Genomic DNA, 15,026 nt, shown 5'->3' with positions numbered 1-15,026 from the left:
GCGGTGTAGTGCATGTGCGGACGACCGCATCCGATCACTACGCTGGGTGCCCCGGTGGCGGACTCGCGGCGTCGGCCGCAGTGGGATGGTGACACGATGACGGTGAGCGCTGAGGTGCAGATCACGGATCTGACGGTCAACGACCATGCGTGTCTGACCTTCGGCGAGCCGGAGGAACTGCTCGACCTGACCGCGGCCTTCGTCCGCGACGGGCTGGCCGGCGGGCTGCGGGTCGTGTGGCTGTGCGAGGAGCCGCAGGCCGCCCTGCGCGAGCTGGTCCGGCGCGGCATCGCCGTCCAGCCGGCCATGCGGCAGATCAGCGTCGTGGCCTTCCAGAACGGCTGGCTGGCCGGGCAGTCGTTCTCCGCCGAGCACGCCGTGGAATGGCTGTGCTCGCAGATGGAGGCCAGCACCCGGGAGGGCTACGCGGGGCTGCGGGTGGCGCTGGACATGGGCTGGGCGCTGCGGCCGGTCCGCGGCATCGAGCAGCTGCCCGAGTTCGAGGAGAAGGTCGCCACGGTACTGCCGGGCACCAGCGTGTCGGTGCTGTGCCAGTACGACCGCGAGCGCTTCGACCCCGTCACCCTCGCCTCGGTGTCCCCCTTCCACACGCGCTCGGTCGCCGCGGCGACCTACCACAGCGACCCGCTGCTGCGGATCTGCCGCCAGTACGCGCCCCCCGGCATCCGGATCGCCGGGCAGCTGGACCGCGCGGCGGCGGACTCGCTGGCGCTGGCGTTGTCGGAGGCGATCCGGGTGGACGGCGCCATCACCGTCAACATGGCTGAGCTATCCTTCATCGACCTGTCCTGCACCCGGATGATTATGGATGCGGCGCGGAGCCTGGCCCCCTCGCGGCCGGTGGTGCTTCAGTGCAGCCGCGCCGTCGCGACCACATTCGTCCTGCTCGGTGCGGACGGCGTTCCCGGGATCACGCTGGCGGTGGCCGATGAACGATGACGAGCCGATGAACACCCCCGACTCCGCGACGCGGACCTCGTCCGGCGGCGCCCGTGCCGAGCCGGCCGCCAAGCCATCCGCCGAGCCGGAGCTGATCCTGGACCAGCCGTTCGACCACGACTCGCTCTACACCCTGCGGGCGGCCCTGGAGGCCCACGCCTCACGCGCCGGGCTCCCCGACGGCCGGGCCACCGACCTGGTGATCACCGTCCACGAGCTGGCCACCAACGTGGTCATCCACGGCGGGGGCAAGGGCCGCGTGCAGGTCTGGCACACGGGCGAGGCCCTGCGCTGCGAGATCGCCGACCCGGGAGCGCCACGGACGGCCGACCCCTCGCAATGGCCGATCGAGTACGCGCACGGCCTGTGGATCGCCCGCTACCTGGCCGACGAGTTCGCCGTCGCCGCGGGCCCGCAGGGCACCCTCGCCACCGTCGCCTTCGCCCTGCCGGGCGCCCGCGGCCGGGTCCCCTTCGCGCTCACCCGCCGCCGGCACGGCTCGCACACGGTCGTCGAGGTGTCCGGCGCCCTGGACGAGCACGCCGCCCAGCAGATCACCGCGGCGGTCGGCGAGCTGGTCTCCGGCGGCTCGCCGGTGCGCCTGGTGCTGGACCTGTCCGGCGTGACGTTCTGGGACGCCGGCGGCGTCGCCGCGCTGATCACCGTTCAGCAGCGCGTCGGCGAGGCGCGGGGCGGCGCGCTGGCGCTGTCCGGCCTGACGCCGGAGTTCTCCGAGCGGCTGCGGGCGCTGAGCCCCGTGCCCTTCCTGATCGGCGGCACGCCCGAGCAGGCCGCCCGGCTGCTGCCTCCGCCGCCTTCGCCCACGGGCGCCTGAGCACGCCGTACGGCCGGGCAGTCCGGAGCGGGCGGTCCGGAGCGGGCGGCTGGGTCAGGCGGCGCCGCCCTGGCGGATCACCAGCTGGTTGCTGACGTCCACGACGCCGGGGGTGTCCCAGGCGTCGTCCCCGGCGGCTCGCTTGGCCAGCCAGCTGCTCACCTCGCCGCCCAGGATGACCACCCGCTGCTTGACGTCCACCCGGATGTCCGCGTCCTTGGTGTGCGGGTTCTCCTTCAGCCGGTCGACCAGCTGGGACTTGATCTCGCCGTCGCTCGGCTCGGTGGGCGGCGTCTGCTCGAACCAGCCGTAGTAGTACCGGTCCGCCGGATAGCTCCACGCGGGGAAGGGAAACATGGTCGCCTCCATGACGTTGCCGGAGTGCTGCTCAGGACGCCTACCCGAGGCCGGGCCGGTCACTCGCTCGCGCGCCTCGCCGGGCCGGCCTCGGCGGCCTGGATGCCGCCGGGAAACGTCAGGTGCGCCACGCCCCGGCGGGCGCAGGCCGTACGGACCGCGATGTCGACCGGGGCGGGCAGCAGCGCGGGGACGGTGATCCCGGTTTAATGCCGCCGCAACGGCGCGGGGCGCCGTCATGAAACACCACGTGGCCACGCTGGCGGCATGAGCGATGCAACCAAGACCACCCGGCGGCGCTCGTGGGCGCGCGAGATCGTGGAGATCGCCGCGCTGTTCCTCGCGGTCGGCATGGCCCATACGCTCGCCACGCTCCTGGGACACGAAGATCCGGGACCGCTCGTCCTCATGGGGCTGGGCGGGACCCTCGTCCTCGGCGCGGCGCTGCACAGGCGGCTCAGCACACGTCCCGCCGGGAGGCGGCGCGCCGCCGAGCCGCCGCAGCCCGAAGGCGGCCTGCTGCTGTGGCGGATCCGGATGCGCGTGGCCGAACGGCCGGGCCGCCTGGCCGGGGTGGCCCGCGCCTTCGGACGCCTGGAGTGCAACATCCTGTCCCTGCACATCGCGCCCACCGGCAGCGCGGCGATCACCCCGGGAGGGTGCGAGGCGCTGGACGAGTTCGTCGTCGAGGCGCCCGCGAACCTGGCGATCGAGGCGCTTGGCGAGGCGCTGTCGCACGCGGGCGGGCATGACGTCCTGATCGTCCCGGCCGGCGTCAAGGACCTCGTCGACCCCGCCATCCAGGCGCTCACGCTCGCCCAGCGCGTCGGCGCCGACCCCGAGCAGCTGCCGCTGGCGATGGCGGAGCTGCTGCGGGCGACCGAGGTGGAGTGGCGGCACCCCTCCGACGCGGTCGACGAGGACGCCGAGCTCAACACCGCCATGGTGGTGACGGTGCGCCCCGGCCACGCGCTGCTGCTGCGCCGTCCCGACCTGCCGTTCACGCCCACCGAGGCGGCGCGCGCGACCGCGCTCGCCGCGGCGGCCAGGCAGGCCCGCTACAGCCGTTCCTGACCGACGGCTCTTGACCGGTGGCGAGCCGGACATTGCCGGATCGTTATCTCCTCATCAACTATTACCCGTAGTAACACTTGGAGTGTGGTGTCCGGGTTGTATACCTTTTGAGCGTTCCGCAGCGCGGCCCTTCCCCCGGGGGCCGCGAACCGGGTCGACAGGAATCCCGTCCTTCGGCCAGGCGGCCCTGCTTCCCAGGCCCCCGTTGGGAAGCAGGGCCGGGACCACGGGCGGACTTCCTCAAGCCGGTCCCGCCGCCTCGCGCCGGCACGCCAGTTCCGGGTGGAAGACGTAGTCCGTCAGGCCGACGACGTTGCCCCAGGGGTCCGCCACCTCGACGGTCCACCCCGTGTGCACGCGGAACGGCGGAGCCAGCGGCGCCACGCCGGAGGAGGCCAGCACGCCGGCGGCCTCACGGGCGTCGGACACCTCCAGCCACAGCCGGGGCGAGGCGGTCGCCGGTCGCGGGGCCAGGCCAGGGGTGAGCCGGGCCAGCAGTCCCGGCGCCTCGGAGCCGAGCCCGGACAGCACGATCCCGGCCTCCTCGACCCTCATGCGGACCGGCAGGCCCAGGTGGCCGGCGTAGAAGCGCACCGCCTCCCCCAGGTCGCCCACCGCGATCAGCACGTTGTCGACGCCGAGGACCGCGACGCTCACGCCCGGCCCTCCGACGTCCAGTGCACCCCGTCGAGCGCTCCCCGCAGAGCCCGCCGCGCGTGCGTGCAGTCCCGCAGGCCGGCCGCGTCGAGCCGGTCCGCCGCGGCGTCGGCGCCCAGCGCGCGCAGCGCCTCGGCGTCCGGGACGCTGGCCGCGCGCAGGTCGGCGGCCGGCCTGGGGCCGATGCCCGGCAGGGACTCCAGAGCGGTCATGACGCCCATTCCTTCCATCCGAACAGGTCGATCGCGTCCTCGAGGGCGGCGGCGAGACGGCTGAGCCGTTCGGGGTCGGCCGGCACGTGGCGCAGCCGCACCGGTCCGGCCAGCGGCGCGTCGCGGCAGACCTGCCGGCCCTTCGGCGTCACCCGGACGATGCGGCGGCGGCGGTCGCCGGGGTCGGGCGCGTGCTCCACCAGGCCGCGGGCGGCCAGCCGGTCGACCAGCTGACCGAGGGTCGCCGGGTGCAGCACCAGCCGTTCGCGCAGCCGGGCGAGCGGCGTGCCGTCCGGGCCGTGCGCGGCGATCAGGCGCAGGACGCCCAGCTGGGCGCCGGTCACCCCGTGGCGGCGCTCGAGCATCCTGCCGTACTCCTGCCGGGCGTTCTCCAGGCGCGTCCAGGCCCGGATGGCCGCCAGCGCCTCAGGAGCGGGCTCCTCGTCGCTCATGAGGCCGCTCATGAGGCAAATATTATGTGCCACATAATAAATGTCAACGCGCCGTCACCGAGCCGAAGTCCCGCACGAACCGGGTGAGGAGGCGGGCCAGGGCGGCGCGGTCCTCGGCGGGCCAGCCGGCCGTGGCCTCGGCGATGACCCCGCGCCGGAACTCGCGGATCCGGGCCAGGGCCTCCCGCCCCCGCGGCGTGAGCGCGAGCAGGGACCGGCGGCCGTCGCGCTGGTCCGCCACGCGGCGCAGCAGCCCGGACTGGAGGGCCTGGGCCGCGAGCCTGCTGGAGCGGGGCTGGTCCACGCCCAGCGCGTCCGCCGCCTCTGTGACGGTCGGCGCGGCGCCCTCCCGCTCGGCCGCCTCGACCGCGTCCAGCAGCTCGAAGACCGCCTCCGGCAGCTCGGGGCGCGCGCCGCGGTCCCTCGCCAGCCGGGCCAGCGCGCGCCGCCGCTGCGAGCGGCGCAGGGCGACGACGGCCGCCTCGATCTCCGCCACGTCCGGGTCGGCGTCCGGTTTGCGCGCCACATCCCCTCCATGCATAGTAGAAGACAACTACATGTCAATTTACATGGAGGTGTCGCGGTGGAGGCGTCCAAGCCCATCGGCTTCTGGCTCAAGCACCTGCACAACCTGCTGGAGGAGCAGCTCGACGCCACGCTCGCCGACCTGGGGATCGGCCGGCGGCACTGGCAGGTCCTCAACACGCTCGGCCGCGGCCAGGCCACCCGCGCGGAGCTGGAGGAGGCGCTGGCGCCCTTCTGGACGGCCGGGGACCCCGGCCTTGAGGAGGTGCTGGGCGACCTCGCCGCGCACGGCTGGGTCACCGGCGACGGGGGTGCCCTCACCGAGGCGGGCCGGGCGGCGCACGCCGCCGCCGCCGCGCGCATCGCGGCCACGCGCGAGACGGTGCTCAGGGGCCTGACCCCCGAGGACTACGCCCACGCCGTACGCACCCTGTCGGTCATGGCCGGCAACGTCGAAGCCGCCCTCGCCGCCCGGCGAGGCTAGGCCCCAGGGTGGAAGGGCACCTTGCGATGCCGCACGAGCTCCCCGTACGGCTCCCGCATGCCCGCCACGCCCGGCTACAGGCGCAGCCCGTGACCGTAAGGGAAGACCGGGCCTTCGGTGTCGCCCGGCACGGCGGTACGGCTGCGCCGTACCGCCTCCATGGAGCGGGCGGCTCGAACGGCAGCCGGCCCTCGGCACGCGCCCGGCCGAAGACGACGTCCAGCACGGCGAGGATCCGCTCGCGCCGTCCGGCGTCGAAGGCCTGGACACCGGCGAGCCTTCGGGTCATGTGTGGCGCGTGGCTCGTGCGCCCCTGAGCAGCACCAGCGCCGTGGCGCTCAGCCAGCCCGCCGCCAGCACCGCCACGGCCAGCAGCCGCACGCCCGCGCCCTCGTAGCCGGGCCACAGGCTCAGAACCGGTATCACCAGCCCGGTGACCAGCGAGTACACCACCCAGCCCGGGCCGCCCCGCACGGCCAGCCGGCGCAGCAGCACCAGGCACGCCGCCGCCAGCGCGAGCGGAGCCACCGAGGAGGCCACGTTGTGCACGACCGCGTGCCGGCTCAGCGTCGGCGGGCCGCGGAACGGCGCCTCGGGCGGGAAGCCCAGCGTCGGATCGGTGGTGAAGAGGCCCGCCACGACCAGCGCGACGCCGAAGAGCGCCACGAGCGGCGGCCCCCACGTGCCGCCACGTCCCCCGCGCAGGACCGCGCGCATGCCGGCCGCGCACGCCACCGCCAGCGCTCCGGCGAGCACGAAGTTGGCGATCTGGATCCAGCCGAGCTCGCCGAGGCTGAGCGAGCTGATGCCGGCCCGCCGCAGGTCGAACCCCCGGCGGGTGAGGATCTGCGCCACGGTCACGCCCACGAACAGCGGCCCCGCGACCACCCCGCACCCCAGCAGCACGCGATCCGTCTTCCGCACGGCACCCGCCTATCCCATGGCGGGCGGCGCATGCATCCCACGACGCCGGCAGGGGGCTTTTCCGGGCCGCCGAACCGGGAATGCGAAGATAAGTCCCCATGACGACCCTGATGGAACCTTCCGGCGCCGTCGCGGTGCCCAGCCCGTGGCCGCCGGACCGGTACGAACTGCAGTGCGACCACGGCCACCTGGGCAGCAGCCGGGACCGCTACCACTTCGCCGAATACGCCATGGAGGCGGCGCGCAACGTCCAGCGGGCGGGCCTGGCCCACCAGGTGGTGGTGCGCCGCCTCAGCGACGGCGCGGTGCTGTACGACCACGGGCGCGGCGTCGAGCTGCCCGCCTCACACTGGTGAGCCGCGTGGCGGGAGCGGCGTCCTGGGCGCCTGAGCGCAGGCGGCCGTGGGCCGCGCGCCCGGGTCTGAAGGGGAGCCCGGCCAGAAGGAGAGGGGTGAGGGTGGGGGCAGGGCCGCACGGTGGACGCGGGGCATTCCCCCAGGGGTCAGGACCGCTGCTGGATCGTACGGACGAGGGTCTCCACGGTCTCGCTGAGGTGCGCGACCTTGATTTCCAGTGAGCGAACGCGGGCTTCCAGGTCGGCTGTCGTCGGTGCCTGGTACTGGATGGCGATCTGCCGGGTCATGTCCGGCCTCCTCTGGTCGCACAGTTGGTCGCACGGGGGCGTCTGGTCGCACAGTGGCGTCCCTCCCAGTGTCCCTCCTCGCGTGCTCTGGGCAATATGGTCAACGGACTTCCCCAATTGCGACTTTCGGCCTTTTCGGGGTGGGACCGGCTGCCTAGGTGAAGGATCGAGCCCATGACGTGGTGGACCGTCGTGCGTTTCCTGCACGTTCTCGGAGCGGCGCTGTGGGTCGGCGGCCAGCTGACGGTCTCGCTGGTGGTGCTGCCGCTGGCCCGCAGGACGCTGCCCGACGAGCAGCGCGCCCTGCTGCTGCGTGCCGTGGGCCGGCGTTTCGGCGTCGTGACCCTCGCGGCCTTCCTGCCCCTCCAGGTCGCCACCGGCCTGGTGCTGGCCGCCCGCAACCACGTCACGTGGGCCTCCCTCGGGCAGCCCGGCTACGGCCGCATCCTCGCCGCCAAGCTGGCCCTGTTCTGCGCCGTGCTCGCCGCGGCCGGGCTGCACGGCTGGGCCTCCGGCGGCGGCAGGCCCGCCCTGGCCCGCGCGATGGCGATCGCCTCGCTGGTCGGGTCCGTGGGCGTCGTCCTGCTGGCCACGGGGCTGGTGAGCTGAGGCCCGCCACCGGTCACAGGGAGGTGACGCGGCGGCCGACGACGCGGTCCGGGCTGATGCGGATGTAGAGGTCGCGCTCGCCGCCGACCCAGGGCGTCACGCCCGCCGCGGCGACCGAGGCGACCTCCTCCGCGGGCACGAGATGCGCCGGGCCCTGCACCAGCACGCTCCACCCCTCGCGCCGCACCTCGTCGATGCGGTCCACCTGGAAGGCGATGATGACGTCGACCCCCGCCACGCCCGTGCGCAGCTGCTCCTCCATCGCCCCGCCGTGCCGGGTACGGAAGACGATGCCGCCCGCGTGCACCTTGTAGTTGACCGGCAGCACCACGGGGCCGCCGAACCCGCCGAAGGCCACCCGGCCGATGCCGCCCGGGGCGATGAGGCGCATGCACTCCTCGCGGTCCAGCCCGCGCAGGTGCGGCGCCGCCATCCCGGCGCCGCGGCCCGGCGGCCGGTCGCGACCGCCGCCCAGCAGGTCATCGGTCGTCGTCTCCAGGGCCTTGGCCAGGCGGTCCAGCGTCTCGGTCGGCGGCAGGGCCGGATGCTCCTCCAGGAAGCGCAGGTATCCGGGATCCATGTCGGCGCGCTCGGCCACCTGCTCCGGCGTCAGCCCGAGGCGCTCCCGTTGCGCGACCAGGCGGCGGCCCAGGTCGCTGTTGGCGTTCATCGTCGGTCCCCCCTTGGTGCCTGTCCCACCCTTCTTCCCGCTCGCCGGGTGAGGACACGGCGTGTGATTCCCGTCCTGGTGGGCAGTCGCGGGTGTGACGATGTGGCGGACCACGGCCGAGACGGCGGATCCACTGCGGGGGAGGCCGGCGGGGGAGGGCGAATCACAGGTGACAGGTACCGGAGACCCACTCGACCCATGACGCCGATGACTGAAGCAGATCGCGACCACCTCCACCTCCAGCCGCTCCACGGCCGCCTGGCGGACGGGCAGCCGGCGCTGGAGCAGGAGTTCACCGAGCGGGGCCTGGCGCGGCTGCGCTCCGCGGTGCTGGCCCACGCCGGCGAGCTCGGCCTGACCGAGCCGCGGCTGTCGGAGCTGGTGCTCGCGGTGCACGAGCTGGCGACCAACGCGATCCTGCACGGGGGCGGCCATGGGCGGCTGCGGCTGTGGCGGCACGCGGGGGCGATCCACTGCCAGGTCAGCGACCAGGGCCCGGGCTGGGACGGCAGGCTGCCGGAGTACTCGGCGCCGCCGCTGCCGGGCGCCAACGGGGGCGCCGGGCTGTGGGTGGTGCGGCGGATCACCGACCAGCTGCACGTCCAGTCGGGGGCGTACGGCACGACCGTCACCATCAGCGTGCCGCTGGAGACCCGTTAGCCCCGTTGGCCCTGTTGGCTCCGTCAGCCGGGCACGGTTCCCGCCATGCCCTCCTGCAGGGTCCCGCCGGTGCGCTCGCGCCAGTCGTCGGGCCCGCCGCGCATGACCCGCAGCTGCCTGTGGCCGGTGCGCTCCAGCAGGCTGGCGGCCGTCATGGCGCGCTCGCCGTGCCCGCACATCACCACCGTGGGCTCGTCGGGCAGCCGGTCCGCCTGGCCGGGCAGGCGTCCCAGCTCGACGTGGAGCGCGCCGGGGACGTGACCGGCCACGTACTCGCTGTCCTGCCGCACGTCGAGCACGCGCGTGCGGCCGGCACCGACCTGGGCGGGGGTCACCACGTCGATGGAGGAGACCGGCCCGTCCCAGCCGGCCATGCCGCCGGCCAGCTCCCCGGCCCACGCCTCGAACCCGATCTTGGCGGCCTGCCGGCAGATCTCCTGCTCGTCCTGGCCGGGCTCGCGCACGATGACGTACGGCGTGGCCGGATCGAGCAGCCAGCCCAGCCAGGAGGCGAACTGCGGGCGCAGCGGGATCGAGATCGCGCCGGGGATGTGCGCGGCGGCGAAGGACACGGCCGGCCGTACGTCCACCACGACAGCGCCGCCGGCGAGCAGGCCGCGGACGGCGGCGGCGTCGAGCGGCGCCAGGGACAGCCGGCCGAGCGGGGCGGGGCCGCGGCGGTTGGCCTCGGCCAGGCGCAGGAAGTACGGCGGGAAGCTGCCCAGGCCGTCGAGCAGCCGCGAGACGAAGGCGTCCTCGTCGGCCGCCTGGAGCAAGGGATTGGTCGCCTTCTCCGCGCCGACGGTGGAGGTGCGCCGCGCGCCGGCCGGAGCCGAGCAGAACGAGCCCGCGCCGTGCGTGGGCCACAGCGCGGCCTGGTCGGGCAGCGTCGCCAGGCGGCGCAGGGAACGGTACTGGGCGCGGGCCAGCTCCTCGGTGCGATCCGGTCCGGCCAGGTCGGTGCGGGCGGCCGAGCCCACGATCAGCGACCCGCCGGAGAACACCCCGAGCGGCGCATTGCCGTCCAGCAGCACGTACGCCAGGTGCTCGCCGGTGTGCCCGGGCGTCGCCAGGACGCGCAGGGTCAGGCCGCCCAGGTCGACCTCGTCGCCGTCGTCCAGGCGGACGTGGTCGAACTCGCGCCGCCCGGCGGCCGAGGCCAGGATGCGGGCGCCGTCGTCGGCGGCCAGCTGGCGGGCTCCGGACAGGAAGTCGGCGTGCAGGTGGGTGTCGGCGGCGAACGCCACGGTGAGCCGGCGCCGCTCGGCCTGCCGCCGCAGCTCGCGCAGGTCCCGGGAGGCGTCCACGGCCAGCGCGCGGCCGTCGCCGAGATCCACCAGGTAGGAGGAGTTCCCCAGCCCCTCGTCCACGATCGGCTGCACCGGCGAGCTGATGTCCATGGCGCCCCCTCGACCTCGCCCTCCTCCGATCCTCCAGAGCGGGCCGGAGGGAGGTCAATGGGGGATGCGCCCACCGGCCAAGTTACCTATAAAGTCAACAGGGAATGCATGAATTTCTCAAGGGAGGGTGAAGAGTCATGCGGATCCCGGGCCCGGGCCGTACCGTCGTTGCCATGTCGATCAATATCGGGGCGTTGCTGCCCGCTCCGGAACGCTCGGTGGTGGCGGTGGCGCCACCGCTGCCCGGCGAAGGGCACTGGGCGGGCGCGCCCAGCGCCGTCGCGGACGGGGACGGGGTGATCTACCTGGCCTACCGGCTGCGGCGGCCGGTCGGCGAGGGCCGGGGGCACGCGGTCGTCGTGGCCCGCTCGGCCGACGGCGAGAGCTTCGAGACCCTGGCCGTCATCGGGCGCGAGCAGATGGCAGCCGAGTCCCTGGAACGGCCGGCGCTGGTGCGCATGCCCGAGGGCCGCTGGCGGCTCTACCTGAGCTGCGCCACGCCCGGCACCAAGCACTGGCGAGTGGAGGTGATGGAGGCCGGCCACCCCGCCGCCTTCGACCCGGCCACGCGCGTCACCGTCCTGCCCGGTGACCCGAAGACCGGCGTGAAGGACCCAGTCATCAGGCGGTGGGGCGGCGTGTGGCACCTGTGGGCCTCCTGCCACCCGCTGGCGGATCCGGACGAGGCCGACCAGATGGTCACCGACTACGCCACCAGCGCCGACGGGCTGGCCTGGACCTGGCACGGCACCGCGCTGAGCGGCAGGCCGGGCCGCTGGGACTCGCGCGGCGTGCGGGTCAGCGCGGTCCGCTTCGCCGGGGACCACGTGCTGGCCTTCTACGACGGGCGGGCCAGCGCGGCGGAGAACTACGAGGAGCGCACCGGGATCGCCGAGGGCGACGATCCCGCGGCCCTGACCCCGCTCGGCACGGTTCCCGCCGCCGCCTCGCCGCACGCGGGCCACGGCCTGCGCTACCTGGACATCGTGGACCTGCCCGGCGGCGGCGTGCGGCTGTACTACGAGTACACGCGACCCGACGGGGCCCACGAGCTGCGCACGGAACTGCGCACGGAACTGCGCACGGAACTGCGCACCGAGCTGCGCTGACCCGGAGGGCGGGCCGGACGCGCGTCCCGGGCCGGGCGGATCAGGCTGGGCGGATCAGGCTGGGCGGATCAGGCTGGGCGGATCAGGCCGGGCGGCCGTTCCTGGCCTGCCGCTGCCCGGGTGGCCGGCTGCCGACCAGGCCGCCCGAGCGCTCCCGGGGCCGCAGCCAGTCGCCGAAGTCCTCGCCGGTGACTTCCTGCAGCAACACGATGTCCGCGGCGAAGTAACCGAGCAACTGCCGCCGCTGCTCCCAGGTGAGCGGGTGGCGGGCCCGGCCGCGCCGCTGCAGCCGGTCCTCCAGGCGGCCGGCCAGCGGGCCGGGGAGCCGCCGCCGTAACGCGGCCAGCAGGGCGTGGCCCACTCCCGCCTCGGGATGGGCGGTCACGTTCTCCCGGGGCACCTCGCTGATCAGCCCCGTCCGCACGCCCAGGAAGGCGCAGATCCGGTCCAGCGTGTCGGCGGGCCGGTCCACCAGGTCGCGGTAGCGGAAGATCAGCACCTGCTCGCGCGGGAAGAGCGTGTACAGGTGCGCCAGCTGCTCGCCGTACCTGCCCAGGCCCACGTAGTGCCAGAAGTGGGCCCAGCCCGCCGTGATCCGCCGCTCCTCCTCGGCGCAGGCGCGCACCACGTCGCCGAACGGCTCGAGCCCGGCCGACCACAGGTGGGCCCAGTTGGAGTGGGCACGCTCCACCGGGTCGCGCAGGATCGCGATGAGCCTGGCGTGGGGGACGGCCTCGCGGATGCGCTGCTGGGCGGCCCGATCATACAGGTAGAAGGGGGTGGACTCGCCCTTCAGCGTCCCGGGTGGCGCGGCGGCGAAGAGGGCCTCGTAGTCCGGGCGCCGCCAGACGTGCTCGCGGTAGGTCTCGGCGTCGCCGGGACCGCCTCGTGTGGGCGGTGAGCCGTCGGTGAGGAAGTGCTTGGGCTCCTTGACCGGGGACATGTACAGGTCCGGGTGGTGTTGGAGGGCGGCGTGCAGGGCGGTGGTCCCCGCCTTGGGGGCGCCGATGACGAGGAAGTCCGGCAGGGGCATGGTCGCTCCTTCCCGCGATTCCTTTTTTTCCTACCAAATGTGTGGGAGATTGGGAACATGGAACTCCTCGGCGAAGTCGCGGAAAGGGAACGCTTTCTCGGTGACGTCCACTGGTACGACCTGCCCGACGACGACGCGGCGCCGGACGGGCCGCCCGATCCGGTACGGCCGGCGTCCCGGCGGTGGTTCGCGCGGAGCGGCTGAACCCGGCCGTCCCCGTTCAGGAGCGCACAACGGCCCGCAACTGTCATGGCCGGCCCTTCTATCATGGCCGCATGGCACGCAGGGGCTCCGGGCGGAGCGCGTCGTGGGAGTGGAGCCGCACGGCGAAGACCCGCAGGAGCATCCTCCAGGCCGCGCGCGAGGTGTTCGCCGAGCACGGCTTCGCCGAAGCCAGCGTCGCCGAGTTCGTCAGGCGCGCCGGCTCCAGCGTGGGCAGCCTCTACCACCACTTCGGCGGCAAGGCGGAGCTGTTCCTGGCGCTGTGGGAGGAGCACCAGGCGGCGCACGAGGAGGCGGCCGCCGCCGCGGTGGCCCGGGCCCGCCAGGCGGGGGTGACGGACCCGGTCGAGCTGTTCATCGCCGGGGCCCGCGCCTTCCTGCGGGGCTCGTGGGAGCGTCGCGACCTGGCCAGGCTGTTCATGGACGGCGACGGGCCGCCCGGGTTCGAGCTCATGCGGCGCACGCGCGGCCGGGAGTGGGTACGGCAGAACGCCGTGCTGCTCGGCGTGGGCGGCGCCCCGCGCGAGCGCCTCACGGTCGCGGTGCTCACCAGCGTCATCGGCGAGGCGGCGCGCGAGGTGGCCATCAGCGAGACCGAGGAGGAGGCGGAGGAGGTCATCGAGGCCGCCGTCACCATGATCCGCCGCTTCGGCCCGCCGCGCGGCTGACCGCGCCGATCGGCGCCGCCGTACCCGATACAGCCAAGAGAAGCGTCCCAGAAAATGGACAAAGTTTACGAAACAGGCGGTTTACCGCCTAGCATGTCCTGGTGTTGTTCGAGGAGGGCTGGTCGGCTGCGCCGCTGCGGTGGCTGATGGAACGGCTGGGCGAGCCGCAGCTGGCGAGGATGGCGGAGGAGCCGTGGCTGGTCGCGGCGGTGGACCAGCACGCGGCGGAGGTGCGCGACGCGGTCGCGCTGGACCGGGAGGCGCTGGTCGACTACCTGGTCGGCTTCCTCGACGTGCTCAGGGAGCGGGGCTGGACCTTCACCGGGGAGATCGACGGCGCCGCCGTACGGCTGACGGCCATCTGCTGGCTGGCCAGGGAGATGGGCTTCCTGGCCGACGAGCTGCCCGCCTGATCGTGAAGCGGTGACCGGGACGCGAGGTCCCGGTCACCGGCGTGCCGATGCCGCGCGGTCAGGCGCCCGGCGTGCCCGGAGTGCGGGGGGATCCGGTGGTCCCGGCGGTGCCGGTGGTTCCGGTCGCCCCGCCCGTGGGCGGGGGAGCCGTGGCCATGGGCGTGGTGCGCTCCGTGTCCCGCGTCTCCTGGCCGGTCAGCTGCTGCGAGGCGTCCTGGCGGCCGCGCTGGTAGGCCTCGGCCTGCGCCCGGGCCGCCGGCGTCTCCTGCTCGAGGCGGCCGAGCCAGCTCTGCCAGCGCTGCTCCATGGGACGGACCATGCCGCCGCCGATGCCGATGGCCAGGATCGCGCCGGCCGTGGCCAGCACGGCGATCAGGACGGGTGTGGTGACGGTCGTGGCCACGCCGATCTGGTTGAGCGCGGCGATGATGCCCAGCGCCCAGATGAACACCGAGGCGGCGATCGCCAGCCACTTGCCGTAGGACAGGCCGGCCAGGGCCGAGCCGATGAGGTCGCGCACCGCGCTGGCGATGGCGCCGGCGACGACCACGATGACGATGGCCACCACAGCCCTGGGCAGCCACGCGACCACGCCCGCCAGCAGCTCCGAGACGGGGTTCGGGCCGAAGACGCTGAAGGCCAGCTGCAGCGTGATCAGCAGGATCGCGTAGTAGACGAGCTTGGAGATCAAATCGCTGGCGTCGTACCGGCTGCGCTGGAGCACCCGGCCCATGCCGCTGCGGTCCACCGCGCGGTCGAAGCCCACTCGCTCCAGGATCTTGTCGACCGCCTTGGCGACCAGCTTGGCGACAATCCAGCCGATGATCAGGATGACCAGGAAGGCCAAGAACCTGGGCACGAACGTGGCGATCGCCCGCCAGGCGTCGGTCAGCCCTTGGCCGATATTGATGTCCATGGTTCCCCCTCGATGATGGGTTTCCACCCGTCTACCCGGTCTGTTCCCGCCCATGCACGGAGGGCAACCTCGCGGACCTGCGTCAACTCTCGGATGCGGAGAGGTACGGCAGCGCCTCTCCAACGTTGCTTCAACGTTGGAAACACCCGGCAGGATGGCTGATATCGGGGCGTTACCATCGACTACGCCGCCCCGGGCGGGCG

22 protein-coding genes are annotated in these 15,026 nt (G+C 74.0%); 11 read left to right on the top strand and 11 right to left on the bottom strand.

Annotation, left to right across the window (positions count from 1 at the left end; all coding sequences use genetic code 11):
• Positions 1 to 96 precede the first annotated feature (96 nt).
• Positions 97 to 960: an MEDS domain-containing protein gene (locus BSB02_RS36380; protein ID WP_158088849.1), complete on the top strand. Its 864-nt coding sequence runs from the start codon at positions 97 to 99 to the stop codon at positions 958 to 960.
• On the top strand, positions 950 to 1,795 hold the full coding sequence (locus BSB02_RS36375) for an ATP-binding protein (protein ID WP_158088848.1): 846 nt from the start codon (positions 950 to 952) through the stop codon (positions 1,793 to 1,795). The genes BSB02_RS36380 and BSB02_RS36375 overlap by 11 nt, the downstream gene beginning before the upstream one ends.
• 54 nt (positions 1,796 to 1,849) lie before the next feature.
• Here the strand turns inward: BSB02_RS36375 and BSB02_RS36370 are convergent, their stop codons facing one another.
• Positions 1,850 to 2,152: a BON domain-containing protein gene (locus BSB02_RS36370; RefSeq protein WP_158088847.1), complete on the bottom strand. Its 303-nt coding sequence runs from the start codon at positions 2,150 to 2,152 to the stop codon at positions 1,850 to 1,852.
• Positions 2,153 to 2,419: 267 nt separating this feature from the next.
• Here BSB02_RS36370 and BSB02_RS36365 point away from each other — a divergent pair, with 267 nt between their 5' ends.
• A complete protein-coding gene (locus tag BSB02_RS36365; protein ID WP_084965551.1) occupies positions 2,420 to 3,226 on the top strand; it encodes an ACT domain-containing protein in 807 nt (268 codons plus the stop codon).
• A gap of 240 nt (positions 3,227 to 3,466) precedes the next feature.
• Here BSB02_RS36365 and BSB02_RS36360 read toward each other — a convergent pair whose 3' ends face one another.
• Genes BSB02_RS36360 through BSB02_RS36345 form a run of 4 tightly spaced genes read right to left on the bottom strand, consistent with a single transcriptional unit; the run spans position 3,467 to position 5,073 of the window.
• Entirely contained in the window at positions 3,467 to 3,883 is a 417-nt protein-coding gene (locus BSB02_RS36360; RefSeq protein WP_084965550.1) for a VOC family protein, read from the bottom strand.
• Positions 3,880 to 4,095 carry a TfoX/Sxy family DNA transformation protein gene (locus BSB02_RS36355; RefSeq protein WP_158088846.1) on the bottom strand — a complete coding sequence of 72 codons (216 nt, stop codon included), beginning with the start codon at positions 4,093 to 4,095 and terminating at the stop codon, positions 3,880 to 3,882. Before BSB02_RS36355 ends, BSB02_RS36360 begins: the two co-directional genes overlap by 4 nt.
• Complete coding sequence (locus BSB02_RS36350) at positions 4,092 to 4,559, bottom strand: MarR family winged helix-turn-helix transcriptional regulator (protein WP_084965548.1); 468 nt, start codon at positions 4,557 to 4,559, stop codon at positions 4,092 to 4,094. The genes BSB02_RS36355 and BSB02_RS36350 overlap by 4 nt, the downstream gene beginning before the upstream one ends.
• A 31-nt stretch (positions 4,560 to 4,590) precedes the next feature.
• Positions 4,591 to 5,073, bottom strand: coding sequence for a MarR family winged helix-turn-helix transcriptional regulator (locus BSB02_RS36345; protein ID WP_240506967.1), 483 nt, complete (start codon positions 5,071 to 5,073; stop codon positions 4,591 to 4,593).
• 57 nt (positions 5,074 to 5,130) lie between these two features.
• On the opposite strand from BSB02_RS36345, the gene BSB02_RS36340 reads away from it, so the two are divergent.
• Entirely contained in the window at positions 5,131 to 5,556 is a 426-nt protein-coding gene (locus BSB02_RS36340; RefSeq protein ID WP_143591633.1) for a MarR family transcriptional regulator, read from the top strand.
• Positions 5,557 to 5,841: 285 nt separating this feature from the next.
• Here BSB02_RS36340 and BSB02_RS36335 read toward each other — a convergent pair whose 3' ends face one another.
• Entirely contained in the window at positions 5,842 to 6,480 is a 639-nt protein-coding gene (locus BSB02_RS36335; protein WP_084965545.1) for a DUF998 domain-containing protein, read from the bottom strand.
• Positions 6,481 to 6,578: 98 nt separating this feature from the next.
• Here BSB02_RS36335 and BSB02_RS36330 point away from each other — a divergent pair, with 98 nt between their 5' ends.
• Entirely contained in the window at positions 6,579 to 6,836 is a 258-nt protein-coding gene (locus BSB02_RS36330; RefSeq protein ID WP_084965544.1) for a hypothetical protein, read from the top strand.
• A 146-nt stretch (positions 6,837 to 6,982) separates the two neighbouring features.
• On the opposite strand, the gene BSB02_RS40925 is transcribed toward BSB02_RS36330, so the two are convergent.
• Entirely contained in the window at positions 6,983 to 7,123 is a 141-nt protein-coding gene (locus BSB02_RS40925) for a hypothetical protein (RefSeq protein WP_158088845.1), read from the bottom strand.
• A gap of 174 nt (positions 7,124 to 7,297) precedes the next feature.
• On the opposite strand from BSB02_RS40925, the gene BSB02_RS36325 reads away from it, so the two are divergent.
• Positions 7,298 to 7,732, top strand: coding sequence for a hypothetical protein (locus BSB02_RS36325; protein ID WP_084965543.1), 435 nt, complete (start codon positions 7,298 to 7,300; stop codon positions 7,730 to 7,732).
• Between the two features lie 13 nt (positions 7,733 to 7,745).
• On the opposite strand, the gene BSB02_RS36320 is transcribed toward BSB02_RS36325, so the two are convergent.
• On the bottom strand, positions 7,746 to 8,402 hold the full coding sequence (locus BSB02_RS36320; protein WP_084965542.1) for a helix-turn-helix domain-containing protein: 657 nt from the start codon (positions 8,400 to 8,402) through the stop codon (positions 7,746 to 7,748).
• Between the two features lie 207 nt (positions 8,403 to 8,609).
• On the opposite strand from BSB02_RS36320, the gene BSB02_RS36315 reads away from it, so the two are divergent.
• Positions 8,610 to 9,062, top strand: a complete 453-nt coding sequence (locus BSB02_RS36315) for an ATP-binding protein (protein WP_158088844.1) — start codon at positions 8,610 to 8,612, stop codon at positions 9,060 to 9,062.
• Between the two features lie 23 nt (positions 9,063 to 9,085).
• Here the strand turns inward: BSB02_RS36315 and BSB02_RS36310 are convergent, their stop codons facing one another.
• Positions 9,086 to 10,462, bottom strand: coding sequence for an MBL fold metallo-hydrolase (locus BSB02_RS36310; RefSeq protein ID WP_084965540.1), 1,377 nt, complete (start codon positions 10,460 to 10,462; stop codon positions 9,086 to 9,088).
• A gap of 173 nt (positions 10,463 to 10,635) precedes the next feature.
• Between BSB02_RS36310 and BSB02_RS36305 the strand changes: the two genes are divergently transcribed.
• Positions 10,636 to 11,571: a hypothetical protein gene (locus BSB02_RS36305; RefSeq protein ID WP_143591631.1), complete on the top strand. Its 936-nt coding sequence runs from the start codon at positions 10,636 to 10,638 to the stop codon at positions 11,569 to 11,571.
• A gap of 82 nt (positions 11,572 to 11,653) precedes the next feature.
• On the opposite strand, the gene BSB02_RS36300 is transcribed toward BSB02_RS36305, so the two are convergent.
• A complete protein-coding gene (locus tag BSB02_RS36300; protein WP_084965538.1) occupies positions 11,654 to 12,604 on the bottom strand; it encodes a sulfotransferase family protein in 951 nt (316 codons plus the stop codon).
• A gap of 57 nt (positions 12,605 to 12,661) precedes the next feature.
• Here BSB02_RS36300 and BSB02_RS40920 point away from each other — a divergent pair, with 57 nt between their 5' ends.
• The 3 genes from BSB02_RS40920 to BSB02_RS36290 all read left to right on the top strand — a co-directional run bounded on the left by BSB02_RS40920 (position 12,662) and on the right by BSB02_RS36290 (position 13,907).
• Positions 12,662 to 12,808 (top strand): hypothetical protein, encoded by a 147-nt coding sequence (locus BSB02_RS40920; protein ID WP_158088843.1) that lies wholly within the window; start codon positions 12,662 to 12,664, stop codon positions 12,806 to 12,808.
• A 71-nt stretch (positions 12,809 to 12,879) separates the two neighbouring features.
• Positions 12,880 to 13,494 carry a TetR/AcrR family transcriptional regulator gene (locus BSB02_RS36295; RefSeq protein ID WP_084965537.1) on the top strand — a complete coding sequence of 205 codons (615 nt, stop codon included), beginning with the start codon at positions 12,880 to 12,882 and terminating at the stop codon, positions 13,492 to 13,494.
• Between the two features lie 101 nt (positions 13,495 to 13,595).
• Complete coding sequence (locus BSB02_RS36290) at positions 13,596 to 13,907, top strand: DUF6401 family natural product biosynthesis protein (protein WP_206185082.1); 312 nt, start codon at positions 13,596 to 13,598, stop codon at positions 13,905 to 13,907.
• A gap of 58 nt (positions 13,908 to 13,965) precedes the next feature.
• On the opposite strand, the gene BSB02_RS36285 is transcribed toward BSB02_RS36290, so the two are convergent.
• On the bottom strand, positions 13,966 to 14,817 hold the full coding sequence (locus tag BSB02_RS36285) for a mechanosensitive ion channel family protein (protein ID WP_206185083.1): 852 nt from the start codon (positions 14,815 to 14,817) through the stop codon (positions 13,966 to 13,968).
• Positions 14,818 to 15,026 lie beyond the last annotated feature (209 nt).

This window comes from Thermoactinospora rubra (genome assembly GCF_002093975.1).
Lineage (GTDB): Bacteria > Actinomycetota > Actinomycetes > Streptosporangiales > Streptosporangiaceae > Nonomuraea > Nonomuraea rubra_A.
Note: the sequence above shows the minus strand (reverse complement) of the source record. Positions and strands in the feature narration are given on the sequence as shown.